General features: G+C 61.4%; 21 protein-coding genes and 2 pseudogenes. 13 read left to right on the top strand and 10 right to left on the bottom strand.

Annotated elements, in window-relative coordinates; translation table 11 throughout:
• The first annotated feature begins 27 nt into the window (after positions 1-27).
• Both treS and glgB read left to right on the top strand, forming a co-directional pair.
• The gene (gene treS / locus FBY02_RS03715; protein ID WP_144923536.1) at positions 28-3,360 is read left to right on the top strand and encodes a maltose alpha-D-glucosyltransferase; all 3,333 of its coding nucleotides are present in this window, start codon (positions 28-30) and stop codon (positions 3,358-3,360) included.
• A gap of 11 nt (positions 3,361-3,371) precedes the next feature.
• On the top strand, positions 3,372-5,606 hold the full coding sequence (gene glgB / locus FBY02_RS03710) for a 1,4-alpha-glucan branching protein GlgB (protein WP_144923533.1): 2,235 nt from the start codon (positions 3,372-3,374) through the stop codon (positions 5,604-5,606).
• A gap of 171 nt (positions 5,607-5,777) precedes the next feature.
• Here glgB and gudD read toward each other — a convergent pair whose 3' ends face one another.
• Both gudD and FBY02_RS03700 read right to left on the bottom strand, forming a co-directional pair.
• Complete coding sequence (gene gudD, locus FBY02_RS03705) at positions 5,778-7,121, bottom strand: glucarate dehydratase (RefSeq protein WP_144923530.1); 1,344 nt, start codon at positions 7,119-7,121, stop codon at positions 5,778-5,780.
• A gap of 28 nt (positions 7,122-7,149) precedes the next feature.
• Positions 7,150-8,496, bottom strand: coding sequence for an MFS transporter (locus tag FBY02_RS03700; protein WP_144923527.1), 1,347 nt, complete (start codon positions 8,494-8,496; stop codon positions 7,150-7,152).
• 338 nt (positions 8,497-8,834) lie between these two features.
• On the opposite strand from FBY02_RS03700, the gene FBY02_RS03695 reads away from it, so the two are divergent.
• Positions 8,835-9,545 carry a FadR/GntR family transcriptional regulator gene (locus tag FBY02_RS03695; protein ID WP_144923524.1) on the top strand — a complete coding sequence of 237 codons (711 nt, stop codon included), beginning with the start codon at positions 8,835-8,837 and terminating at the stop codon, positions 9,543-9,545.
• A gap of 240 nt (positions 9,546-9,785) precedes the next feature.
• Here the strand turns inward: FBY02_RS03695 and FBY02_RS03690 are convergent, their stop codons facing one another.
• The 3 genes from FBY02_RS03690 to FBY02_RS03680 are packed head-to-tail and all read right to left on the bottom strand — an operon-like array spanning position 9,786 to position 12,379.
• Positions 9,786-10,967, bottom strand: a complete 1,182-nt coding sequence (locus FBY02_RS03690; protein WP_144923521.1) for an acetyl-CoA C-acetyltransferase — start codon at positions 10,965-10,967, stop codon at positions 9,786-9,788.
• 11 nt (positions 10,968-10,978) lie between these two features.
• Positions 10,979-11,644, bottom strand: coding sequence for a CoA transferase subunit B (locus FBY02_RS03685; protein ID WP_144923519.1), 666 nt, complete (start codon positions 11,642-11,644; stop codon positions 10,979-10,981).
• Positions 11,645-11,680: 36 nt separating this feature from the next.
• On the bottom strand, positions 11,681-12,379 hold the full coding sequence (locus FBY02_RS03680; RefSeq protein ID WP_047703666.1) for a CoA transferase subunit A: 699 nt from the start codon (positions 12,377-12,379) through the stop codon (positions 11,681-11,683).
• A 168-nt stretch (positions 12,380-12,547) separates the two neighbouring features.
• Between FBY02_RS03680 and FBY02_RS03675 the strand changes: the two genes are divergently transcribed.
• The 8 genes from FBY02_RS03675 (at position 12,548) to FBY02_RS03640 (ending at position 18,926) form a co-directional block, all read left to right on the top strand.
• Positions 12,548-13,450 (top strand): LysR family transcriptional regulator, encoded by a 903-nt coding sequence (locus tag FBY02_RS03675; RefSeq protein WP_144923516.1) that lies wholly within the window; start codon positions 12,548-12,550, stop codon positions 13,448-13,450.
• Positions 13,451-13,705: 255 nt separating this feature from the next.
• Entirely contained in the window at positions 13,706-14,215 is a 510-nt protein-coding gene (locus FBY02_RS03670; protein ID WP_041023644.1) for a ferritin-like domain-containing protein, read from the top strand.
• A gap of 57 nt (positions 14,216-14,272) precedes the next feature.
• Entirely contained in the window at positions 14,273-14,542 is a 270-nt protein-coding gene (locus tag FBY02_RS03665; protein WP_144923513.1) for a hypothetical protein, read from the top strand.
• Between the two features lie 10 nt (positions 14,543-14,552).
• Complete coding sequence (locus tag FBY02_RS03660) at positions 14,553-14,807, top strand: metallothionein (RefSeq protein ID WP_256662467.1); 255 nt, start codon at positions 14,553-14,555, stop codon at positions 14,805-14,807.
• A 430-nt stretch (positions 14,808-15,237) separates the two neighbouring features.
• Entirely contained in the window at positions 15,238-15,615 is a 378-nt protein-coding gene (locus FBY02_RS03655; RefSeq protein ID WP_144924323.1) for a general stress protein, read from the top strand.
• A 240-nt stretch (positions 15,616-15,855) separates the two neighbouring features.
• Positions 15,856-16,737, top strand: a complete 882-nt coding sequence (locus tag FBY02_RS03650) for a manganese catalase family protein (protein WP_047703662.1) — start codon at positions 15,856-15,858, stop codon at positions 16,735-16,737.
• Positions 16,738-16,818: 81 nt separating this feature from the next.
• Complete coding sequence (locus tag FBY02_RS03645; RefSeq protein WP_047703661.1) at positions 16,819-17,748, top strand: ZIP family metal transporter; 930 nt, start codon at positions 16,819-16,821, stop codon at positions 17,746-17,748.
• Between the two features lie 158 nt (positions 17,749-17,906).
• Positions 17,907-18,926 carry a hypothetical protein gene (locus FBY02_RS03640; protein WP_144923510.1) on the top strand — a complete coding sequence of 340 codons (1,020 nt, stop codon included), beginning with the start codon at positions 17,907-17,909 and terminating at the stop codon, positions 18,924-18,926.
• A 9-nt stretch (positions 18,927-18,935) separates the two neighbouring features.
• Here FBY02_RS03640 and FBY02_RS03635 read toward each other — a convergent pair whose 3' ends face one another.
• Entirely contained in the window at positions 18,936-19,130 is a 195-nt protein-coding gene (locus FBY02_RS03635; protein ID WP_144923507.1) for a hypothetical protein, read from the bottom strand.
• Between the two features lie 191 nt (positions 19,131-19,321).
• Here FBY02_RS03635 and glsB point away from each other — a divergent pair, with 191 nt between their 5' ends.
• Positions 19,322-20,230 (top strand): glutaminase B, encoded by a 909-nt coding sequence (glsB, locus tag FBY02_RS03630; protein ID WP_144923504.1) that lies wholly within the window; start codon positions 19,322-19,324, stop codon positions 20,228-20,230.
• Between the two features lie 54 nt (positions 20,231-20,284).
• On the opposite strand, the gene FBY02_RS03625 is transcribed toward glsB, so the two are convergent.
• Positions 20,285-20,614, bottom strand: coding sequence for a hypothetical protein (locus FBY02_RS03625; RefSeq protein ID WP_144923501.1), 330 nt, complete (start codon positions 20,612-20,614; stop codon positions 20,285-20,287).
• A 553-nt stretch (positions 20,615-21,167) separates the two neighbouring features.
• Complete coding sequence (locus FBY02_RS03620; protein ID WP_144923498.1) at positions 21,168-23,114, bottom strand: DNA topoisomerase III; 1,947 nt, start codon at positions 23,112-23,114, stop codon at positions 21,168-21,170.
• A gap of 239 nt (positions 23,115-23,353) precedes the next feature.
• Here FBY02_RS03620 and FBY02_RS03615 point away from each other — a divergent pair, with 239 nt between their 5' ends.
• Positions 23,354-23,761, top strand: a complete 408-nt coding sequence (locus FBY02_RS03615; protein ID WP_144923496.1) for a response regulator — start codon at positions 23,354-23,356, stop codon at positions 23,759-23,761.
• Positions 23,762-23,898: 137 nt separating this feature from the next.
• Here the strand turns inward: FBY02_RS03615 and FBY02_RS03610 are convergent.
• Together FBY02_RS03610 and FBY02_RS28650 are read right to left on the bottom strand one after the other, a co-directional pair.
• A pseudogene (locus FBY02_RS03610) lies at positions 23,899-24,558 on the bottom strand (MFS transporter); the annotation flags it as partial.
• Positions 24,449-24,774 (bottom strand): annotated as a pseudogene (locus tag FBY02_RS28650) (hypothetical protein); the annotation flags it as partial. The pseudogenes FBY02_RS03610 and FBY02_RS28650, both read right to left, overlap by 110 nt.

The following is a 24,774-nucleotide window of genomic DNA, read 5'->3' as shown; positions in this document are numbered from 1 at the left end:
CTTTATTGAATTCATCAGGAGTTGCAAATGGCGAAGAAACCGCGGTCAGCCACCTTCATCAAGGACCCGCTCTGGTACAAGGATGCGGTGATCTATCAGGTACACGTCAAATCCTATTTCGACTCCAACAACGACGGTATCGGCGACTTTCCCGGCCTGATCGCCAAGCTCGACTACATTGCCGACCTGGGCGTCAACACTATCTGGCTGCTGCCGTTCTATCCGTCGCCCCGGCGCGACGACGGTTATGACATCGCCGAATACCGGGGCGTCAGTCCCGACTACGGCACCATGGCCGACGCGCGGCGCTTCATCGCCGAAGCCCACAAGCGCAACCTGCGGGTCATCACCGAACTGGTCATCAACCACACCTCCGACCAGCACCCGTGGTTCCAGCGGGCACGCAAGGCCAAGCGCGGTTCGAGTGCGCGGGATTTCTACGTCTGGTCCGACGACGACCACAAGTACGACGGCACCCGGATCATTTTCCTCGACACCGAAAAGTCCAACTGGACCTGGGACCCGGTGGCCGGCCAGTACTTCTGGCACCGGTTCTATTCCCACCAGCCCGACCTCAACTTCGACAACCCGCAAGTCATCAAGGCCGTGCTGTCGGTGATGCGCTACTGGCTGGACATGGGCATCGACGGCCTGCGCCTGGACGCGATTCCTTACCTCATCGAGCGCGATGGCACCAATAACGAAAACTTGCCTGAGACCCACGATGTCCTCAAGCTGATCCGTGTCGAGATCGACGCCAACTACCCCGACCGAATGCTGCTGGCCGAAGCCAACCAATGGCCGGAAGACACTCAACTGTATTTCGGCGATGTCGATGCCCAAGGTCTGAACGGTGACGAATGCCACATGGCGTTCCACTTCCCGCTGATGCCGCGCATGTACATGGCGCTGGCCCAGGAAGACCGCTTTCCCATCACCGACATCCTGCGTCAGACGCCCGAGATCCCGGCCAACTGCCAATGGGCGATTTTCCTGCGCAACCATGATGAGCTGACCCTGGAGATGGTCACCGACAAGGAGCGCGACTACCTGTGGAATTACTACGCGGCCGACCGTCGGGCGCGCATCAACTTAGGGATTCGTCGACGCCTGGCGCCGCTGGTGGAGCGTGACCGTCGTCGGGTGGAACTGCTCAACAGTCTGCTGCTGTCGATGCCCGGTACGCCGACGTTGTACTACGGTGACGAAATCGGCATGGGCGACAACATTTACCTGGGGGACCGCGATGGGGTGCGCACGCCGATGCAGTGGTCCATCGACCGCAACGGCGGTTTTTCCCGGGCCGACCCGGCCAGCCTGGTGCTGCCACCGATCATGGACCCGCAGTACGGCTACCAGTCGGTCAACGTCGAGACCCAGGCTGGCGACCCCCATTCGCTGCTCAACTGGACGCGGCGGATGCTGGCGGTGCGCAAGCAGTCCAAGGCCTTCGGCCGCGGTACCCTGAAAATGCTGTCGCCGAGCAACCGGCGGATCCTGGCCTATACCCGTGAATACACCGGGCCGGATGGCAAGCATGAAATCATTCTCTGTGTGGCCAACGTGTCCCGCAGTGCCCAGGCCGCCGAGCTGGACCTGTCGACTTACGCGGGCATGGTGCCGGTGGAGATGCTGGGGGGCAATGCCTTCCCGCCCATCGGCCAATTGAATTTCCTCCTGACCCTGGCGCCTTATGGCTTCTATTGGTTCGCCCTGGCGGCGGAAAACCAGATGCCGAGCTGGCACGTGGAGCCGGCCCAGAGCCTGCCGGACTTCACCACCCTGGTCTTGAAAAAACGCCTGGAAGAATTGCTCGAAGCGCCATCGCGCACCACCCTGGAGCAAACCATCCTGCCGAGCTGGCTGCAGAACCGGCGCTGGTTCGCTGGCAAGGACAGCGCCATCGAGAAGGTCGATATCGTTTATGGCGTGCGCTTCGGCGATCCGCAGCATCCGGTGCTGCTCAGCGAAATCGACGTCACCAGTGGTGGCCAGACGCTGCGTTATCAACTGCCCTTCGGTCTGCTGGCCGAGGATCAGGTCGGCGCGGCGCTACCGCAACAACTGGCGCTGTCCCGGGTCCGCCGGGTGCGCCAGGTGGGGTTGATCACCGATGCGTTCAGCCTGGAAAGCTTCATCCGGGCCGTGCTGAACAGTATGCAGGCGGCCACCGTGCTGCCGTACGCCGATGGCGAGTTGCGGTTCGAACCCACCGAGGGGCTGGCGGCGTTGAACCTGGGTGCCGAGCCGGAGGTGCGTTACCTGTCCGCTGAGCAGTCCAACAGTTCGGTGGTGGTGGGCGGCAGCCTGGTGCTCAAGCTGATCCGCAAGGTCGCTTCCGGCGTGCACCCGGAACTGGAAATGAGCGCCTACCTGACTGCCGCGGGCTTCAGCAATATCTCGCCGCTGCTGGGTTCGGTGATCCGCCGCGATGCCGAGGGCGAGGATGCGCTGCTGATGATCGCCCAAGGCTACCTGAGCAACCAGGGCGACGCCTGGGAATGGACTCAGAACAACCTTGAGCGAGCTTTGCGTGATGAGCTGGCCGATGCAGTGTCCGAGCAGGAACAGCACTACAACGCCTTGGGCGAACTGAAGGATTTCGCCGGCATGCTCGGTCAGCGCCTGGGCGAAATGCATCAGGTGCTGGCCCAGGCCACCGACGACCCGGACTTCACGCCGCAGAAAACCACCGCCAAGGACGCCCAGGCCATCGGCCGGGACGTGGCTGCCCAGGTGGAAAATGCTTTGCGTCTGCTTAAGCAACACCAGAGCCAATTGAACCCGGCGGACCAAGCCATGGTCGCACGCTTGCTGGAGCAGAAAAAAACCATCCTGGCACACGTCCAGGAATTGGCCGGCAAGGCCGTCGGTGGCTTGCGCATCCGGGTTCATGGCGATTTGCATCTGGGGCAAGTGCTGGTGATCAAGGGCGACGCCTATCTGATCGACTTCGAGGGCGAACCGGCGCGGCCGTTGCATGAACGTCGGGGCAAGCACAGCCCGTACAAGGATGTCAGCGGTGTGCTGCGCTCCTTCGATTACGCGGCGGCCATGGCGATTCACTTGCACACCGTCGACAGCACGGCCGACGCCGATGCGGCGCGGCAACGGGTCGCAGATCGTTATTTGGCCGAGGCACGCCAGGCATTTGTCCAGGCATATCGACTGGCGGCAGCTAATCTTGCCCATGAGTGGAAGGATGCTGAAGGCGAAGACGCCGCGCTGGCGTTGTTCGGCCTGGAGAAGGCGGCCTATGAAGTGGCCTATGAAGCCGAGAATCGCCCTGCCTGGCTGCCCGTGCCGTTGCACGGGCTGTACGGGTTATTGAGTGGGCTTGAACCCTTTTCCGATTTTTAGTGGAGAGCATCATGAGCGTCTCGAACAAGGAACCACAGGGACAGGCCAAAGAGTCTTTGCTGCCGTCCCCTCGTGATATCGACGCGCTGGTGCGTGCCGAGCATCACGATCCGTTTTCCATTCTGGGCCCCCACGGCGACGGCGCCGGCGGGCAGTTCATCCGGGCGTACCTGCCCGGTGCGCTGAGCGTCCACGTGCTCGCCCGTGACAGCGGCGAGGAGTTGGGTGAGCTGCATCTGGGCGACACGCCGGGTCTGTTTGTCGGCCATTTCGAGCATGCCCAGCCTTATCTGCTGCGCACCCGTTGGGCCGGTGGCGAGCAGGTGGCCGAAGACCCCTACAGTTTCGGGCCGTTGCTGGGGGAAATGGATCTTTACCTGTTTGCCGAAGGTAATCATCGCGATCTCAGTTCCTGCCTGGGGGCGCAGCTGACCACCGTCGATGGTGTCGATGGCGTGCGGTTCGCCGTCTGGGCGCCGAATGCCCGACGGGTGTCGGTGGTCGGTGACTTCAACGTCTGGGACGGACGCCGGCACCCGATGCGCATCCGTTATCCATCGGGCGTATGGGAGCTGTTTATTCCGCGTTTGGGGGCGGGAGAAGCCTACAAGTATGAAATCCTCGGCGCCCACGGCATCCTGCCGCTCAAGGCCGACCCGGTGGCGCTGGCCAGCCAGATGCCCCCGGACACCGCGTCGAAAGTCGCCTCACCGCTGAACATCGAATGGCAGGACGGTGAATGGATGCAGCACCGTCGCGAACGCCAGGTCCCCAGTGCACCGTTGTCGATCTACGAACTGCACGCCGGTTCCTGGCAATGCGAAATCGACGAGGCTGGGGAAGTGGCCCGGCAATACAACTGGCATGAACTGGCCGAGCGGCTGATTCCCTACGTCAAGGAGTTGGGCTTTACCCACATCGAACTGATGCCGATCATGGAGCACCCGTTCGGCGGCTCGTGGGGTTACCAGCCATTGTCTCAGTTCGCGCCGACGGCGCGCTTCGGCTCGCCGGACGATTTTGCCGCCTTCGTCAACGCCTGTCACCAGGCCGACCTCGGCGTGATCCTCGACTGGGTACCGGCGCATTTTCCCACCGACACCCATGGCCTGGCCCAGTTTGACGGCACGGCGCTGTATGAGTACGGCAACCCGCTGGAAGGCTTCCACCAGGACTGGGACACCCTGATCTATAACCTGGGACGCACCGAGGTCCACGGCTTCATGCTGGCTTCGGCCTTGCATTGGTTGAAGCATTTCCATGTCGACGGCCTGCGTGTGGATGCCGTGGCGTCGATGTTGTATCGCGACTATTCGCGCAAGGCCGGGGAGTGGGTGCCCAACCGTCACGGTGGACGCGAGAACCTGGAGGCCATCGATTTCCTCCGGCACCTCAACGATGTGGTCGCCCTGGAAGCCCCAGGGGCACTGGTCATCGCCGAGGAGTCCACCGCCTGGCCTGGCGTCAGCCAGAGCACGCAACAGGGCGGCCTGGGCTTCGCCTACAAGTGGAACATGGGCTGGATGCACGATTCGCTGCATTACATCCAGCAGGATCCGGTGTATCGCGCCCATCATCACAACGAACTGAGCTTTGGCCTGGTGTATGCCTGGTCCGAGCGGTTCGTCCTGCCGATTTCCCATGACGAAGTGGTCCATGGCAAACGCTCGCTGATCGACAAGATGCCCGGCGACCGCTGGCAGAAATTCGCCAACCTGCGCGCCTACCTCAGTTTCATGTGGGGTCATCCGGGCAAGAAGCTGTTGTTCATGGGCTGCGAGTTCGGCCAATGGCGCGAGTGGAACCATGACCAGCAATTGGATTGGTACCTGACGCAATACGCCGAGCACCGTGGGGTGCAGAAGCTGGTGAGCGATTTGAACCGGCTCTATCGCGAGGAGCCCGCGCTGCACGATCAGGATGACGCGCCCCAAGGGTTCCAGTGGTTGATCGGCGACGATGCACTGAACAGCGTCTACGCCTGGTTGCGCTGGAGCAAGGAGGGGCGGCCGGTACTGGTGGTGGCCAACTTCACACCGGTGCCACGCGAGGCCTATCGGGTCGGCGTGCCTTTCGCCGGGCGTTGGGTGGAGTTGCTCAACAGCGATGCCGACACCTATGCCGGCTCCAACTACGGCAACGGCGGCGGCGCCTCCACCGAGGCCGTGCCCAGCCATGGGCAGGCCCTGTCCCTTGAACTCAACCTGCCGCCGTTGGCAGTGTTGATCTTGCGGCCGGAGGGGTAGCCTCCGGCGTGATCCGTTAAGTTTGCCCTAGCCAAATGTGGGAGCGGGCTTGCTCGCGAAGGGGGCTGACAGTCAGCAAAGATGTCGACTGTCAGACCGCTTTCGCGAGCAAGCCCGCTCCCACACTGTATAAGGCTTGGTAAACAGGTCTTCCTGGGGATCACAGGAAGATCAACGCACCAGACACGGCTGCTTGTTATTGAACGTCCAGCCTGGAATCAGATACTGCATCGCCACCGCATCGTCCCGCGCGCCCAGCCCCATGCCTTTGTAAAGCTCATGGGCTTTGGCAAGTTGATCCATGTCCAGCTCGATCCCCAGCCCCGGCTTCTTCGGCACCTGCACGCAGCCGCCCTGGATCTGCAAGGGCGCCTTGGTCAGTCGTTGACCGTCCTGCCAGATCCAGTGAGTGTCGATGGCCGTGATGTCACCCGGTGCGGCCGCTGCCACGTGGGTGAACATCGCCAGGGAAATATCGAAGTGATTGTTGGAGTGCGAGCCCCAGGTCAAGCCCCACTCATTGCACATCTGCGCCACCCGCACCGAACCCTGCATGGTCCAGAAGTGCGGATCGGCCAAGGGAATGTCCACTGACTGCAAGGTGATCGCGTGGCCCATCTCGCGCCAGTCGGTGGCAATCATGTTGGTGGCGGTTTTCAGGCCGGTGGCACGGCGAAACTCCGCCATGACCTCGCGGCCCGAATAACCGTTCTCGGCGCCGCAAGGGTCTTCGGCATAGGCCAGTACCCGGTGCTGGTCACGGCACAGGCGGATGGCTTCCTTGAGCGACCAGGCGCCGTTCGGGTCCAGGGTGATGCGCGCCTGGGGAAAGCGTTCGGCCAAAGCGGTGACCGCTTCGATCTCTTCGTCGCCCTTGAGTACGCCACCCTTGAGCTTGAAGTCCTGGAAGCCGTAGCGCGCATGTGCGGCTTCGGCCAGGCGCACCACGGCGGCGGCGTCCAGGGCTTTGTCGTGGCGTACGCGGAACCAGTCATTGTCGGCATCCGGCTCGCTGCGATAGGGCAGGTCGGTCTGCTGGCGATCACCAACATAAAAGAGATACCCCAGCATCTTCACTTCATCGCGCTGCTGGCCTTCGCCGAGCAGGGCGGCGACCGGTACGTCCAGGTGCTGGCCGAGCAGGTCCAGCAAGGCCGCTTCCAGGCCGGTGACCGCATGGATGGTGATGCGCAGGTCGAAGGTCTGCAGGCCACGGCCACCGGCATCGCGGTCGGCGAACGCCTGGCGCACGCTGTTGAGGATCTTCTGATAGGTGCCGATGGGGTAGCCGACCACCAGCGCCCGGGCGTCCTCGAGAGTCTGGCGAATGCGCTCGCCACCGGGCACTTCGCCGACACCGGTGCGGCCGGCGTTGTCCTTGAGAATGACCACGTTGCGGGTGAAGAATGGGCCATGGGCGCCGCTGAGGTTCAGCAGCATGCCGTCATGGCCGGCCACGGGCACGATCTGCATGCTGGTGATGATCGGGGCTTTACTGGCTTCTTGTGAATTCATTGTACTTATCCTTGAACGAGTCGAATGATCAGACGTGGCTGGCCGTCGGATTGGCTGGTGTCGCTGCGGCTTTGGGCTTGGGCACATTGCGCGCGGCAAAGACGATGATCGCAGCAATGATGGACGTGCCCGCCAAGCCGTAGAGGCCGCCCTGGATCGAGCCGGTGTGCTGCTCCAGCAGGCCGAACGTCGTCGGGGCGACGAACCCGCCGAGGTTGCCCACCGAGTTGATCAGCGCGATGACGCCGGCCGCCACCCGAGCATCCAGGTACGCCTGGGGGATCGGCCAGAACAGCGACGATGCCGACTTGAAACCCAGGGCCGCGAAGCAGATGGCGACGAAAGCGAAAATCGGCCCGCCGACGGTGGACATGAACATCCCTGCCGCCGCAATCAGCAGCGCAGCCGCCACCCAGGCTTGCTGGAACTTCCATTTGGCCGACATCGAGGCGAAGGCGTACATGCCGACGATCGACAACAGCCAGGGAATCGAGTTGAACATCCCGACCTGGAAGTCACTGAGGTCGCCCATCTTCTTGATGATGCTCGGCAGCCAGAACGTGGCGGCGTAGATCGTCAGCTGAATGAAGAAGTAGATCAGGCAGAACAGGATGATCTGGCGATCCTTGAGCAACTGGCCGATGGACAACTTGACGGGGGTGGCCGCTTCGCGGGCCCGTTGTTCGTCATCGATGGTTTTTACCAGTGCATCCTGTTCTTCACGGTTAAGCCACTTGGCGTCGTGGGGCTTGGAGTCCAGCCAGAACCAGACGAAGACGCACAGACCGACAGAGAACATCCCTTCGATGAAGTACATCCATTGCCAGCCGTGCATGCCCAGGCCGTTGATCTGCAGCAGCAACCCGGACAATGGGCCGGAGATCAGCGAAGCAATGGCCGAGCCGCTAAGGAAGATGGCGATGGCTTTGCCACGCTCGACGGCTGGGAGCCAGCGGGTGAAGTAATAGATCACGCCGGGAAAGAAACCGGCCTCGGCCACACCCAGCAGAAAGCGCAGGATGTAGAAGTGGGTTTCGTTCTGGATGAAGGCCATGCCAGCGGCCACCAGGCCCCAGGTGAGCATGATGCGGGTCAGCCAGATACGTGCGCCGATTCTTTGCAGCAGGATGTTGGAAGGGACTTCGAACAGCGCGTAACCGATGAAGAACAGGCCGGCACCGAAGCCATAGGCCGCCGCACCGATGCCCAGGTCGTGCTCCATATGGGCACGCACGAAGCCGATGTTCACACGGTCGATGTAGTTGACGATAAACATGATGACGAACAGCGGCAGAATGTGGCGCTTGACCTTGGATATGGCCGACAACAGCACCGGATCCGCGTCGGCATTCGCCTTGAGGCTGGATGTGTTCACTGGTTTTTCTCCCACTCATTGTTTTTATGCGGGGCATCGAGCAGGCGTCGATGTTGATAGACATCATACAACTTGATTTTTTTCGATGACAAGCTGTTTTTGATGAGATTTGGAAAGTGTGGTGAGGCTGCTTATGCCGTATTTATTGGTTTGTGTGGCTGTTTGGAGTCATTTCGCCGTGTGGTTGGTTGCCATAAAGGAAGTCTGTCAACTGAATGGATAGTCGGGGAGAGGTTGATATTTGGTGTGTTGTCATACAAGTTAAGCCTCGTCATGGTGAACACGCTCAAGCCCGTGGGTGGTAGGATCAGTCAGCCTGTATTCGAGGAACCCCGGCGATGCAAGACACCGACGCGCCCCAGCGCAAACGTACTCACAACCTGGCCCATGATCTGGTGGCGAAGCTCAGCCAGAGCATCCTGTTGGGACAGTTGAAACCGGGGCAGAAGCTGCCTTCCGAAGGCGCCATCGTGCTCGAGCATGGCGTCAGCCGCACGGTGGTACGCGAGGCCATTTCCAAGTTGCAGGCTTCGGGGCTGGTGGAGACGCGCCATGGCATCGGCACCTTCGTGTTGGAGCAAACCGGCGAGCCGGGGTTACGCCTCAATGTCGATACCGCGGCAGGGGTGCGCGGCATCCTGGAGCTGCGCCTGGGCCTGGAAACCCAGGCGGCTGCCCTGGCGGCCCAACGTCGCAGCGAACAGCACTTGCAGCAGATGCGCCAGGCGCTGGATGACTACCAGCGGTTGCTCAGCAACAACGACAGTTGCGTCGAGGCCGACCGGCGTTTCCACCTGCTTATCGCCGAGGCCACGGCCAACACCTGTTTTGTCGAAGTCATGCAGCACCTGGGCAGCGCGATGATCCCCAGGACCCGGGTGAACGTGGCCGAAAGGGGTCAGGTTGATCTGGGGAAGCTGGCACAGTTGGCCAACCTCGAACACGAGGCCATCTTCAATGCCATCAAACGCCAGGACTCCGACGCCGCCCGCGCCGCCATGTGGCTGCATTTGACCAACAGCCGTGACCGGTTTGGCGCGGGGGCCTGATCGGCCGCTATCGCGAGCAGGCTCGCTCCCACAAGGGATTTGCACCGGTCACAGAATGCGTGCTCACTGAAGACTCATTGTGGGAGCGAGCCTGCTCGCGATAGCGTCATCACAGCCAACATCACCCCGACAGTCAGCAGGCAAAAAAAAACCGGCGCAACCGAGGTTGTGCCGGTGGTGTTGCCGGTGGCTGTGCGGATATTCGTGGGTCCGCTCAGCCGCCGTTGAGCCCGTTGCCGATTACGGCCGTTCCAGGGCCAGGGCCACGCCCTGGCCGCCGCCGATGCACAATGTTGCAAGGCCTTTCCTGGCATCGCGCTTGATCATCTCATGCAACAACGACACCAGTACCCGGCAACCCGACGCGCCGATCGGGTGGCCCAGGGCAATGGCGCCGCCATTGACGTTGACCTTGTCCATGTCCCACTTCAGCTCCCTGGCCACCGCCAGCGACTGGGCGGCAAAGGCTTCGTTGGCTTCGATCAGGTCCAGTTGCTCCAGGGACCAGCCGGCTTTGTCCAGGCAGCGGCGGGTGGCCGAGACCGGGCCGATGCCCATGATGGCCGGGTCGACGCCGGCGTTGGCGTAGGCACTGATTTTCGCCAGTACCGGCAAGCCCAGGGCCTTGGCCTTTTCAGCGCTCATCAGCAGCACCGCCGCCGCACCGTCGTTGAGCGACGAAGCGTTGCCCGCGGTGACACTGCCGTCCTTCTTGAAGGCGGGCTTGAGTTTGCCCAGGGATTCGGCGGTGGTGCCGGCCCGTGGTTGCTCGTCGGTGGCAAAAGTCAGCGGATCGCCCTTGCGCTGGGGAATCTGGATCGGCGTGATCTCATCGGCGAAACGGCCACCTTCAATCGCGGCCACGGCCTTCTGCTGGGACGCGGCGGCGAAGGCATCCTGTTCTTCGCGACTGATGCCGTACTTGTCCACCAGGTTCTCGGCAGTGATGCCCATGTGGTAATCGTTGAAAGCATCCCACAAGCCATCGGTGATCATGCTGTCGATCATCTGCGCGTGGCCCATGCGCAGGCCCGTGCGGGCGGCGGGCAGCACGTAGGGGGCCAGGCTCATGTTCTCCATGCCGCCGGCGATGATGACGTCGGCATCCCCACAGCGGATGGCCTGGGCACCGAGATGCAGCGCCTTGAGGCCGGAGCCGCAGACCTTGTTCAGGGTCATCGCCGGCACGGCGTGGGGCAGCCCGGCCAGGATCGACGCCTGGCGCGCCGGGTTCTGCCCGGAGCCTGCGGTCAGTACCTGGCCAAGAATCACTTCATCGACCTGCTCGCCGGAAATCCCGGTCTGCTCCAGCAGGCGGCGGATCACCGCTGCGCCGAGTTCCGGTGCAGCAATGGAAGCCAGCGAACCCTGGAAGCTGCCGATGGCGGTACGGGTGGCGGCGACAATCACGACTTCTTGCATCGAATCTCTCCTCACTGGGCAGCGAACTGCATTTCAGGCACATGGTCCGGCACGATCAATTTGCCGGCGGTCTTGGCGACGATTTCCTCGACGCTGACACCCGGGGCCCGTTCTTTCAGGATGAAGGCGCCGTCCTGGATTTCCAGGTAGGCCAGGTCGGTCAGAACGCGCTTGATGCAACCGGCACCGGTCAGCGGCAGGCTGCAACGGGGCAGCAGTTTCGATTCGCCATCCTTGGACGCGTGGGTCATGGTCACAATGATGTTCTCGGCGCCGGCCACCAGGTCCATCGCACCGCCCATGCCCTTGACCAGCTTGCCGGGGATCATCCACGAGGCAATGTTGCCTTCGACATCCACCTCGAACGCGCCGAGCACGGTCAGGTCGATGTGACCGCCGCGGATCATGGCGAACGATTCGGCTGAAGAAAAGATCGATGCGCCGATGCGCGCGGTGACGGTCTGCTTGCCGGCATTGATCATGTCGGCGTCGACTTCGTCCTCGGTGGGGAACGCGCCCATACCGAGCAAGCCGTTTTCCGATTGCAGCATGACTTCCATGCCTTCGGGAATGTAGTTGGCAACCAGGGTGGGGATGCCGATACCCAGGTTCACGTAATAGCCGTCCTGCATTTCGCGGGCGACGCGTTGAGCCATTTGTTCGCGGGAAAGTGCCATGTTGTTATTCCTTCATTCGGGCCGAGGGGCAGGGGATCACTTGCGCACGGTGCGCTGTTCGATGCGCTTCTCGAACGTGCCACAGATGATCCGGTCGACGTAGATGCCTGGGGTATGGATCTGCGTCGGGTCCAGTTCGCCGGGTTCGACGATCTCTTCGACTTCGACCACGGTGATCTTGCCTGCCGTGGCGGCCAGCGGATTGAAGTTCTGCGCGGTGTGGCGATAGACCACGTTGCCGAAATGGTCGGCTTTCCAGCCTTTGACAATGGCGAAGTCGCCGGTGATGGATTCTTCCATCAGGTACTGGCGGCCGTGGAATTCACGCACTTCCTTGCCTTCGGCCACCGGGGTACCGACGCCGGTGGCCGTGAAGAATGCGGGGATACCAGCACCGCCGGCACGCATTTTTTCCGCGAGGGTGCCCTGGGGGGTGAGTTGGACTTCGATTTCGCCGCTCAACAATTGCTGCTCGAAGAGGGCGTTCTCGCCCACATAGGAGGCAATCACCTTGCGGATCTGCCGGTCTTCCAGGAGCACACCGAGGCCGAAGCCGTCGACGCCGCAGTTGTTGGACACGACGGTGAGGTCGCGGATGCCCTTGCGCTTGATCTCGGCGATCAGGTTTTCCGGAATGCCGCACAGGCCGAAGCCACCGGCGATGACGGTCATGCCATCCTTCAAGCCCGCCAGCGCTTCTTCATAGGAACTCACGCGTTTGTCGAAACCTGCCATAGACACCTCTTTTATTCTTGATGGGGTCGCAATGGAATGCAGTGTTGCGCCAAGTCATATATTTGTTAAGTTGATTTTTAGATTGGATTAATTGATAAAGCTCAATAATCGCCGCCGGTTACTTGCGGCTCGAAACTTACGGCTTGCCGCTGGAGCGAAGCGACCCCCATGACCCTCAAGCAGATCCGTGCCTTTCTTGCCGTGGCCCAGAGCCTGAGTTTCGCCGTGGCCTGCGAGCGACTGCATCTGTCGCAGTCGGCCCTGAGCCTGACCATCAAGGCCCTGGAAGAGGGTCTGGGTGGGCGCCTGTTCAGCCGCAACACCCGCAACGTGGCACTGACGCCCGAGGGTGAATCCCTGTTGCCCCTGGCCCGGCGGCTGATTGCCGACTGGGACAACGCCGAGGATGAGATGCGCCAGCGCTTCACCTTGCAACGCGGACGGGTGACCCTGGCGGCGATGCCGTCGTTTGCCGGCAACCTGCTGCCACCGATCCTCAAGACCTTCCGCGCCCGCTATCCGAATGTCAACGTTACAGTCAACGATGTGATCAACGAACAGGTGCTGGAGATGGTGCGTGACCGTCACGTCGAACTGGGCGTTGCGTTCGAGCCGCTGCAGGGTTCGTCCCTGGCGTTCACGCCGTTGTACCTGGATCGCTTCGTCGCGGTGGTGCCGCTGGATTCGCCGTTGGCCCAACGCAATGAAATCCAGTGGCAGACATTGTTGGAACAGCCATTCATCACCCTGCAAAGGCCCTCTACCGTGCGGGTGATGCTGGAGGAGCATCTCCAGGTCCGGGGCATGAAGCTGCCAGTGGAGTTCGAAAGCCATCAGTTGGCGACGGTCGGACGCATGGTCGCCAGCGGCCTGGGGGTGAGCGCGGTGCCGGCGCTGTGCATCGGGCAGATGCATGAGCTGGGGGCCCGTTGCATCACCTTGCGCGATCCGGTGGTGGAGCGCGCCATCGGCGTGCTGACCAAACCGGGACACGAACTCTCGGCGGCGGCGCAGGCGCTGTTCGATACCCTCAAGGATCAGGGCTTGGGTGCTCGATTGGGCATGCACTGAGCCCAAGACCTGTGGGAGCGGGCTTGCTCGCGAATGCTATTTGTCAGTGATATCAATGTCGACGGATAACCGCTTTCGCGAGCAAGCCGCTCCCACAGGAAGTGGTGGTGGACTCACGCCTGTCGTAACACCTTTCGTCGTCCCGCATCGCGGTTCCTTCAAACTTTCCCACTGCCTGGAACATCCACTTTTATGTGCGGTATTTCAGAATCGTCGCGCTGCGGTGCAGTCTCGACCACGGAAAAGGAGAAGGAAATGGCAACGCCTAAAGAGAACCTGCTGGATTGGCTCAACGACGCCCATGCCATGGAGCAGCAAGCGGAAAAAATGCTCAAGGCCCAGGCCGAGCGGCTGAAGCATTACCCGGTGCTCAAGGCCCGCATCGAAGAGCATCTGCAGGAAACCCTCGGGCAACAGAAGCTGGTGGAGGAATGCATCCAGCGCCTGGGCGGGAGCACGTCGATGATCAAGGACATGGCCGGCAAGCTCATGGCTTTCGGCCAGGCGGTGGGTGGCATGACCATGAGCGATGAAGTGGTCAAGGGCGCGATGAGTGGCTACGTATTCGAGAACCTGGAAATCGCTTCCTACACCGTGCTGATCGCGGCGGCGAAAGCGGCCGGCGACGTCGATACCCAGCGGGCCTGCGAACAGATCCTGCCACAGGAGATCGCCATGGCCGACTGGCTGCGCGACCACTTGCCGGAGATCACCCAGGCGTTCCTGGAACGCTCCGACAATCCCCATACCGAAGCCAAGCGCTGAACGTGAAGGGCGGCCGACCCCAGGGCCGGCCGTTCGCCCGGCGCATAGAGGAGGTGTATGAATCAGACCAGTGGTGAGGTACGCGCCATCAACCGACAGAGCGCAATGGTGGGTGTGTATGTGGCGCAGGATGACGGCCATACCGTGCTCGAACTGCGTTCTGCCAACGATATCGACGTCGGTGACGTCATGGAATGGAGCAGCGGCACGGCCCTTGGCATCCAGTCCTACCGCAACCTGACCAAAGGCTGGGACGCCGAGGTGTATGTGGTCAAGCACGGTATCGCGGCAGCCAATCTGGAGGTCCAGTTGCTGGTGGGCTCCTAGGAGAAGAAGCATGAGCGAGTCGAAGATGAAATGCGGTTGCCCCGATTGCCAATGCGAGGTGGATCCGCAGCGGATGTTCAACCACGACGGCGAGGCGTATTGCAGCCAGGCCTGCGCGGAGCAGCATCCCAACGGCGAACCCTGTCCGGCCCCCGATTGCCATTGCGAGCGCAGCGGCAAGGTCGGGGAGCGGGACGTGACCAATAAACAACTGGACGACGCGCTGGAGGAAACCTTTCCGGCCAGTGACCCGATTTCCCCTTGATTAACGGCACGTCTTTATCCGGACAGCGGCGACAGGGTGTCCGGACGCCGCAAGCCGGACAGTGCGGTGGTGCAGGATAACGCCGGCAGCCCGCGAGTTTTGGCTTCCTGGAACGGCGCGAGGCATGGGTGACGAGACCGGTGCAGTGGGGTGCCGGCGTCATCCGGCCTTTGGCGGACGGCGTGGAAAGACACGCACTGTTATTAAATGCCGGGGCTATATATGAGGTCCGTCGACAGCTTTGCGCTTATTTGAATAAATTTATCGGCTGGCGCTTGTTCGATAGGGTTTGATTGTACTTTCCAATGAACTTTGAAGTGCTGACCGTTCGTCGCTGACTGCCGAACTTTGTTCAAACCTTATCGCCCCCGGGTTCTCCGAATACTACGAGCCGAGAGGTTCGCTAACAGTAACTGACGAGGTGAATGAAATGGCTAATACAGGCAATAACAACCCTGGCAATTTCGCTAACGATCGTGAGAAGGCATCGGAAGCCGGGAAAAAAGGCGGGCAAGCGTCCGGGGGCAATTTTGCCAACAATCCTGAACGCGCTTCGGAAGCCGGCCGCAAAGGTGGCCAGGCGTCCGGCGGCAATTTCGCCAATGACCCTCAACGCGCAGCAGAGGCTGGGCGCAAGGGCGGGCAAGCGTCTGGTGGCAATTTTGCCAACGACCCCGAACGTGCTTCGGAAGCCGGCCGCAAAGGTGGCCAGGCATCGGGTGGCAATTTCGCCAACGACCGGGAAAAAGCTTCGGAAGCCGGCAAGAAGGGTGGCGAAAGCAGCCACGGCGGCGGCCGTAAGTCGTAATACGCCATGACAGGCAGGCCCTTGGCGCCAAGCCGGGGCCTGCACTGTTGAAATATAAAAAACAGCTCGTGGGCCATTGCCCGCTTATTCAATGATTGAAGGTTGGAAGGTTGCGTATTTACCGCCTGTCTTCATTATTGGATAAAAAGTAAATTTAATTCCCTTTATATATTCAGACTCTTGTCAGTCTGCCGTTTATCGGTAGGCCCATAAGTTGTGCCTGATCGAGGAGTTCAAACCATGTTTCTACATAACAAGCGACTGCAGTACACCGTGCGTGTGGCAGAGCCGAATCCAGGTCTTGCCAACCTGCTGCTGGAACAGTTCGGTGGGGCCCAGGGGGAGCTGGCGGCGGCATCCCGTTATTTCACCCAGGCGCTGGCCGAGGATGATCCGGGCCGCAAGGATCTGCTCATGGATATCGCTACTGAAGAGCTCAGCCACCTGGAGATCATCGGTTCGATCATCGTGATGCTGAACAAGGGCGCAAAAGGCCAGATGGCCGAAGGGGTGGAAAAGGAAGGGCAGTTGTACCGGGACATCAACGGTGCCGGCAACGATTCCCATATCACCAGCCTTCTGTATGGTGCCGGTTCACCGCTGACCAACTCCGCGGGTGTACCTTGGACCGCTGCCTATATCGACACCATTGGCGAGCCGACCGCAGACATGCGCTCCAACATCGCCGCCGAGGCCCGGGCGAAAATCGTCTATGAACGGCTGATGAACGTCACTGACGATCCGGGCGTAAAAGAGGCGCTGGGTTTCCTGATGACCCGGGAAATCGCTCACCAGATGTCTTTTGAAAAAGCCTTGCATTCCATCCAGCCCAATTTCCCTCAGGGTAAATTGCCGGGCATGCCGGAGTTCACCAATGTGTATTTCAACATGTCCCAGGGCGAGCCGGCTGTACGCGGCCCATGGAACCAGGGCGACGATTGGGAGTTCGTCGAAGACCCCACACCGGCGGTGGATGGCGGCGATGGCTTGGCCAGCGTACAACTGAGTAAAAAAGACGAAGCCCTGCTGATGGACATGAAGGCGCGGACGATGTCCAACCCCGAGAGCGATCCCACCACAGGTGCCGACTTGGGTTCGGGGATGCAAGGTGACAAACTGTAGGAAAGTGGCGAGGGAGCCGGGCTCCCTCGCTTCCTCGCTGAACCTTCCATTGGCCCTGACTAAAGCCTGTAAGGATATTTGATGGACCAGCCGACTTCCCGGATCCGATCGCCCTGGCGTACCTGGCTGGATCCCCTGCAAGGCAACCTGCTGCTGGGTGCGAGCTTCTGGCTCGGGCTGGCGGCGGTCGCCGTGCTGTTGCTCTACAGCGGCTATAACGCATTGGTGGGCGCCGACCCTCGCCATCTGGGCTATGCGGTGCTGGGCGGGACCTCCGGGTTTGCCGCCACAGCCTTGGGGGCAATCATGGCCGTGGTGTTGCGGGACATCTCCTCGCGCACCCAGGACATCATGTTGGGCTTCGCCGCCGGCATGATGTTGGCGGCCAGTTCTTTTTCGCTGATATTGCCGGGTATCGAAGCCGCCCAGGTGATTTGCGGCAATCAGTTGCTCGCCGCGTTTGTCGTGGTGCTCGGCCTGGGGTTGGGCGTTGCGCTGATGATCGGTCTCGACCGGTTTATTCCCCATGAACATGAATTGAGCGGACGGCGCGGACCCCAAGCCGAGCGTATCAATCGCGTCTGGTTGTTCGTGCTCGCGATTACCTTGCACAACCTGCCGGAAGGCATGGCCATCGGCGTCAGTTTTGCCGACGGAGATTTCAAGGTCGGCCTGCCTCTCACCACGGCGATCGCCATTCAGGACATTCCCGAAGGACTCGCCATTGCCATGGCATTGCGAGTCACCGGCATCAGCACCCTGCGTGCCGCATTGATCGCAGTCGGTTCAGGGTTGATGGAGCCGCTGGGTGCGGTGATCGGCCTGGGCATGTCGTCGGGCGTGGCCGTGGCCTACCCCATCAGCCTGGGCCTGGCGGCCGGAGCGATGATTTTCGTGGTGTCCCACGAGGTGATTCCCGAAACCCACCGCAACGGCCATGAAACCCCGGCCACCCTGGGCTTGATGATGGGGTTCGCGGTGATGATGTTTCTCGATACAGCGCTGGGCTGAGGTTAGCTTGCTGACTGCACCGCCGCCATCGCGAGCAGGCTCGCTCCCACAGGTTTTTGTGAGAGCGACCCTGCTCGCGAGAGCGGTGGGTCAGCTTGGTTGTTTCCTGCCACCTATACTCAATGCCATGGATGAGATGAATCCGGAGTGGCGCGATCGTGCTGCGTTCGCTGATGCTGGCCGTGTTGATCGCTCTGGCGGGGTGCGCCACGACAGAGCGCGGCCGGTCGGCGAATGCGGTGACGGTCTCTCAGGACACCTGGCGGCAGGTCGACCAGCAGATCATCGCTGCGTCCAAAAGCGCTGTCGGGCAAGCCGAAGTCTATGCCCGAGGGTCGATGGAGCATTGGCGGGGGCTGGTGTACGAACGGACCGAGGCTGAATTCATCCCGTGGTTCAGCAGCTATTGGACCCAGGAATGGATGGCGGTGAGGGTCAGTTGGTATGCCGCCAGTGCCAAGGGCGAAGCGGATTCTGCTTCCAACCGCCTGGCGCTCTATCTTCAAGAGCAATACCGCGAGCAGGTGCTGGAACCGGTGGCCGTGGAGATCGATCCCGAAGCCATCAGGGCCGCCGCGACCAGCTATTACGTGCGCCTGCTCGATCAGCAGGTGCGGGTGATCGCACAGCGGCAGCAAATTCCGAATGAACTGATGAACCGGCGTCTGCACGGCATTCCCGCGATCAATCTGGGCCCGCCGGCGGCGCGCAATGCTTCGTTGTATGAGATGGTCCACACTGAGCCGCTGAATACCCTGCCGGCCTACGCCGCGTTGATTGACCACATCAACAAAGCCGCCACCACGGGGGCGGGCCCGTCGGATGCGGTGATCGCCACGGTGGCGCAACGCACCAGCGAGAAAATCGAAGCCCAATTCGCCACTCGAGGCGCGGCCGGAGCGGCTGCAGCCGTGGCCGGAAAGGCCGCGGGGGCATTGATTTCGGTGGGTGTGGCAGGCGTTCGGGCGATCATCCACGAAGGCGAGCGGCCGGAAATGGAAGCGCAGATTCGCAAAAGCCTGAGTGCCGCCTTCGATGAGGCGTGGTTCAAGTCGCTCAAGCATCCCCTGAGCGGAGTGCTGGCACCGGTGTATTACCTGGACGAAGAAATCGAAGGCAACCTGGTGGAGGCGCAGCTGGCGAATCGGGCAGTGGCGTTGCCGGATATCAAGCCGTGACGGGCGGGCTCATCCCGCACCGAGCGTGACGCGACAACCCTTGCGGTGGCGGATCTGTTCGTCCGAAGGGCGTTCCCTGACGAACTCGAAGCGTGGCTCGCCTTCGCTGTAGATCACCAGCCAGCCCCATTCCAGCTCGCTCTCGTGCTGCCCCGGCTTGGGCGGCGATGCCCGCCAGGGTTCTTTTTGCATGATCTGACGCATCGTGTCCTCCTGCGGGCTCATCCTTTGAACTATAGACCGTTGGATTTTCGCGCAAGCATCGCACAACGCTCACGAAGCGCTCGGGCCTCGCCACAGGAGCTTGTTTGAGGCTCAGTGTGCTCTGATCCCGCCTACCAGCGTCTAGGGTCTGTATCCCCGCACTCGAACGGGGAATGACTGGACCCCCGCACATGCAAGCACTGTTGAACGAGATCCTCGATGCGGTTCGCCCCCTGATCGGTCAGGGCAAGGTGGCCAACTACATTCCGGCCCTGGGCAGCGTGCCTGGCAATCAGTTGGGCATTGCCGTGTATGGCAACGATGGCGAGCTGTATTGCGCAGGTGACGCCGAAACGCCGTTTTCAGTACAGAGTATTTCCAAAGTATTCAGCCTGGTGCAGGCCATCGAGCATTCCGGCGAAGCCATCTGGGAGCGCCTGGGCCATGAGCCGTCCGGCCAGCCCTTCAACTCCCTGGTGCAACTGGAGTTCGAGCGCGGTCGCCCACGCAACCCGTTCATCAATGCCGGTGCCTTGGTGATCTGCGATATCAACCAGTCGCGTTTCGCCGCCCCGGCGTTGTCGATGCGTGATTTCGTGCGACGCCTGTCGGGCAATCCCCAAGTGATGGTGGATGGCAAGGTCGCTGAGTCGGAGTACCAGCACCGCGCCCGGAACGCGGCGATGGCTTACCTGATGCAATCGTTCGGTAATTTCCATAACGACGTGGAAGCGGTGTTGCGCAGTTATTTCAGTCACTGTGCGCTGCGAATGAGCTGCATCGACCTGGCCCGGGCATTCTGCTTCCTGGCCAACGACGGCTTCTGCAAGCACAGCGGCGAACAGATCCTGAGCGCCCGCCAGACCCAGCAGGTCAACTCCATCATGGCGACCAGCGGGCTTTACGACGAGGCCGGCAATTTTGCCTATCGCGTTGGCCTGCCAGGCAAGAGCGGTGTGGGCGGCGGAATTGTCGCTGTGGTGCCGGGGCGCTTCACGGTGTGTGTCTGGTCGCCGGAGCTCAACGCCGCCGGCAACTCCCTGGCCGGCATGGCGGCGCTGGAGTTGCTCAGCCAGCGGATTGGCTGGTCGGTGTTCTGATAAAAGCAAAGGGCCCGTCCTTGTTCAGGAACGGGCCCTTTGTCTTGAGTGCACTCAGCAGAAGCGGTCGATGACCCGGACTTCAGAGGTGGTTTGCATCGACTGCCAGGCGTGGGTCAGCGTCTGCAGCACACTACCGATGAAGTCTTTGTCGGCCGCAGCCTTTTTGCCCACGTAGCCTTGGCCGCGACGGTACATCTTCAGTCGGGCGCACAGGTCTTGCTGGTTCCGTTCGAACTCGTCTTCGTGGGTGTAGGGCGACAGGCAGTCCATATGGACCTGGCCTGTCTTGCTGATCCACAGGATATGGCTGTCGAGTGTGTCCTTGTGTGCTGCGAACATGCGAGCCAGTTCATCAATAGATGGTTGATTGTTCAGATTCATGTGTAAGCCCCTTGACCATTTGGTTGATCTGTCTGGTGGTTCGCAAAGATTTCGCTTCTCGGTAAGTGCCTGCCTGCTACCGAAACCAGGCCGTCAGCGTTCGTCCGTCAGACTTCGACGGGGTCGTGCATCGGTTGTGTAGTGCTATCGAAGGGCTGCTACGCAAATGCGCTACAACGAAGAGAAACAGCGAAGAACCTTAAGGCAGTGTCAACTTTCGAGGGTCGACCACGCGCGTCATGAGGACCTTCGCCGACGTTTCTCGTCCTTGTTACCGGACGGTCATGCCAGGTCAGCACCTTCAATCTGCCTTGTGGGCAGTCCCTTATCCAAAAAACAGCTCGGCGGTCAGACGAGCTTGCTCAAACGGTTACCTGTACTCCCGATCGGGGAGACGTCTGCATCATGCAAGGGCAAATCGACGTCGTCAACGGTTTTGTAGTGATTATTTTTGGTCACTACATATTGTCGGACAAAATGTTTTGGGTATGAGAAATCTCGGCGCGAGTGACTCGGTCTGTCAGAACAGGAGGCCCATGGGTATTGGCTTTGCTCAGGTTGTCTTGGCTTTTGTCGCTTTGCGCGGCGCGCCGGCAGCCTTGCGCTTGGCCGGCTTGCGTTTGTTTTTCCACGGGGTTGCGCCACGTCCGGCGGGGCCGGCCGTGCCGTTGATGGTCAGGCTCATGCCCTGGCAGCGGGCGATGTGCTTACTCATCCAGGCGGCTTGTCGAGTGACGAATTCCTCCAGGCTCATCTCACCGCTTTGCACCATGTCCAGCGCCTGCTCCCAGATCGCGGTGGTGCCCGGGTCGGCGATGGCGCGGGGAACGGCGTCGATCAGGCTGAAGGCCGCCGGGGTGGCGGACAAGGCCTTGCCGTTTTTCACCAGGTAGCCGCGATCGAGCAAGCCCTGGATGATCGACGCCCGGGTCGCTTCGGTGCCGATGCCGGTGGTGTCCTTGAGCTTCTGCTTGAGCAGTGGATCTTCCACCAGTCTGGCGACGTTCTTCATTGCCTTGATCAGGTCGCCTTCGGTGAACGGCTTGGGAGGCTGGGTCCACAGGTCCTTGAGTGTCACGTCGTCCACGCCACACTCGTGACCTTCGGCCAGTGCCGGCAAGGTTTGCGGTTGCACGGCTTCCCGGCCCTTGGCCGGAGCCAAGGCTTCGGGCAAGGCGCGTTTCCAGCCGGGCTCGACAATCTGTTTGCCCACGGCCCGCAGCGCCTGGCCGGCGCAGTCGAAGTCGGCCTGGGTCCGGTCGTATTCATGGTTGGGCAGGAACTGCGCCAGGTAGCGTGCGCGAATCAGTGTGTAGACCGCCCGTTGTTTGCCGGCGAGCTTGTCGAGGTTCTTCGCCGCGGCGGTGGGGATGATGCCGTGGTGGGCGCTGACCTTGGCGTCGTTCCAGGCCCGGGACTTGCGTTGCGGTTGCAGGTGTTCACGTAGCGGTGCGAGGCCCGGATCGGCCTGGGCAAGGGCAGCCAGGATGGCGGGGGCTTCGCTGTGCTGGCTCAAGGGCAGGTAGCCGCAATCGCTGCGGGGATAGGTGATGACTTTGTAGGTTTCGTAGAGCGACTGGGCGATGTCCAGGGTTTCCTGGGCGCCGAGGCCGAGCTTCTTCGAGCAGATTTCCTGCAGGGTGCCGAGGTCGAAGGGCAACGGCGCTGCTTCGCGCAGGCGCTCGGTGCGCACTTTGGTCACCAAGGCGGTATCGGTGTTGCCCATGGCCTGGGCGGCATCGCGCGCCAGGGCCTGGTTCAGGCAGCGCTCCTGGTCGTCGCAGGCGTCCGGATCGGCGCGCCACTGGGCGGTGAAGACGGTGCCGTCGTGGCGCAGTTGCACATCGATGGCCCAGTAGGCGACCGGCACGAAGTCGGTGATGCTGCGGTCACGGTCCACCACCAGCCGCAGGGTGGGTGTCTGCACCCGGCCTACCGGCAGCACGCCCTGGTAACCGGACTGACGCCCCAGCAAGGTGAACAGGCGACTCATGTTCATGCCGATCAACCAGTCGGCCCGGGAGCGACCCAGGGCCGAGTGATACAGGTTGAAGGTTTCGGCGCCCGGCTTGAGGGCGGCCAGGGCCTTGCGGATCGAGGCTTCGTCGAGGGCCGACAGCCATAGCCGCTGGATCGGCCCGCGATAGCGGCAGTGCTCCACCAGTTCCCGGGCGATCATTTCGCCTTCCCGGTCGGCGTCGGTGGCGATCACCAGTTCCTTCGCTTCCCCCAGCAGGCGCTTGACCGCCTTGTACTGGCCGGCGGTTTTTGGCTTGACGGTCATTTTCCATTGCGCCGGCACGATGGGCAGGTCGGCCAGTACCCAGCGCTTGTAGCGGGCATCGTAGGCATCGGGCGGGGCGGTCTCCAGCAGATGGCCGATGCACCAGGTCACCGTGACGTTCGCGCCCAGCCAGCAGCCGTCGCCGCGCCGCGTGGCGCCGAGCACGGCGGCGATGTCCTTGGCCTGGGACGGTTTCTCACACAGGTACAACCGCATAACGCCCTTTCCCTGACAGGTTTCATGGGGCGATAGCATGGTCAGGGATTGGCTTGGGGGCAAGCTTTATCTGTATGGATATACAGATAAAGCGTTGCGCTGCGTTGCAACGGAGTGTCTGGAATGACGTTCGGCGGCCGGTTTGTACTCGGAATGAATTTCTCGCAAGGGCGTCGCTCATAACTTGCAGAGCGGCTGAAACCGCGAAACCAATTGCCGGGATCAAGGAGAGTCACTTTATGAGTTCGATGCCGAAGGGCGACGGACAGGCCACCACGCGTCTGATTCTCGTTGTTGAGGATGACCCGACGATTCTGGAATTCCTGTGTGAAATCCTGGAAGACGAAGGGTTTGTCGTGGAGCCTCGGGAAAGCGCCGATTCGGCGCTGACATTCCTCGAGCAGAATGCGGATTTTGTCGATCTGTTGCTGACCGATATCACCATGCCGGGTAACCTGGATGGTGCGGATCTGGCGAACCTGACCGGGGATCGCTGGCCGCAGATACCGCTGCTGATCATGTCCGGCTACGAAACGCCGGAAAGCGCCGGGATCAAGCACCACGCGTCGTTCATCGCCAAGCCCTGGGCGTTGGGGCAAATGTTGGATCTGGTGGAAAGTACGGTCAAAAGCCATCAGGTGCACTGATGGCTTGGTCTGGAACCAGACCTTGTGGCGAGGGAGCTTGCTCCCGCTCGGTTGCGTAGCAACCGTCAAAACGGGACTGCTTCGCAGTCCAGCGGGGATAAATCCCTCGCCACAGATGTTGCTGAAGCAGCCGTTTCTCAGTTCTTGTCCAGGTCCACGTTCCTGGTTTCCCGCAGGCAGAGCATGCCCACCACCAGGCTCACACCGGTGATCACCACCGGGTACCACAGCCCATAGAAAATATCCCCGGTATAGACCACCAGGGCGAACGACACGGTGGGCAGGAAGCCGCCGAACCAGCCGTTGCCGATGTGATAGGGCAGGGACATGGAGGTGTAGCGGATGCGGGTCGGGAACAGTTCGACCATCAGTGCCGCCAGCGGGCCGTAGCACATCGCCGAGATGATGATCAGCGCCACGATCAAGGCGACGATCATCGGTCGGTTGATCTGCTGGGTATCGGCCTTTTGCGGGTAGCCCGCCAGGGTCGTTGCGCCGCGCAGGGCGGCTTCGTCATACCCCTCGATCTTCACATCACCGACGTTGACCTGCACCGGGCTGCCCGCCGGTGCCGCGACGCTGCTGTAGGGCAGCCCTTGCTTGACCAGGAACGTCTTGACCTTGTCGCATGGGCTGTCGAAGCGCGCCTTGCCCACCGGGTCGAACTGGAAGGTGCAGGTGGCCGGATCAGCGATCACGCTGATCGGTGCCTGGCGACTTGCCTGGTCGATGGCCGGGTTGGCGTAGTGGGCCAGGGTCTTGAAGATCGGGAAATACAACGCCGTCGCCAGCAGCAGGACAACCCTGCAACATAGGCTTCGGCTGGTATTCGTCCTGATTTTTCATCAGGGCAAATGCCACTCGGCAAAGCTTGCGGGCGAGCACCACCAACGCTTGGGTTTTTGAAAATCCTCTGGTCAGGTACGACTCGTAAAAGGGTTTCCAGTGAGGCGAGCGAGACGCGGTCATGGCGGCAATGTGTGCTAATCGCCGTATCTCTGGATCGCCTTTTT

This window comes from Pseudomonas sp. SJZ078, assembly GCF_007828255.1.
Classification (GTDB): Bacteria; Pseudomonadota; Gammaproteobacteria; order Pseudomonadales; family Pseudomonadaceae; genus Aquipseudomonas.
Note: the sequence above shows the minus strand (reverse complement) of the source record. Positions and strands in the feature narration are given on the sequence as shown.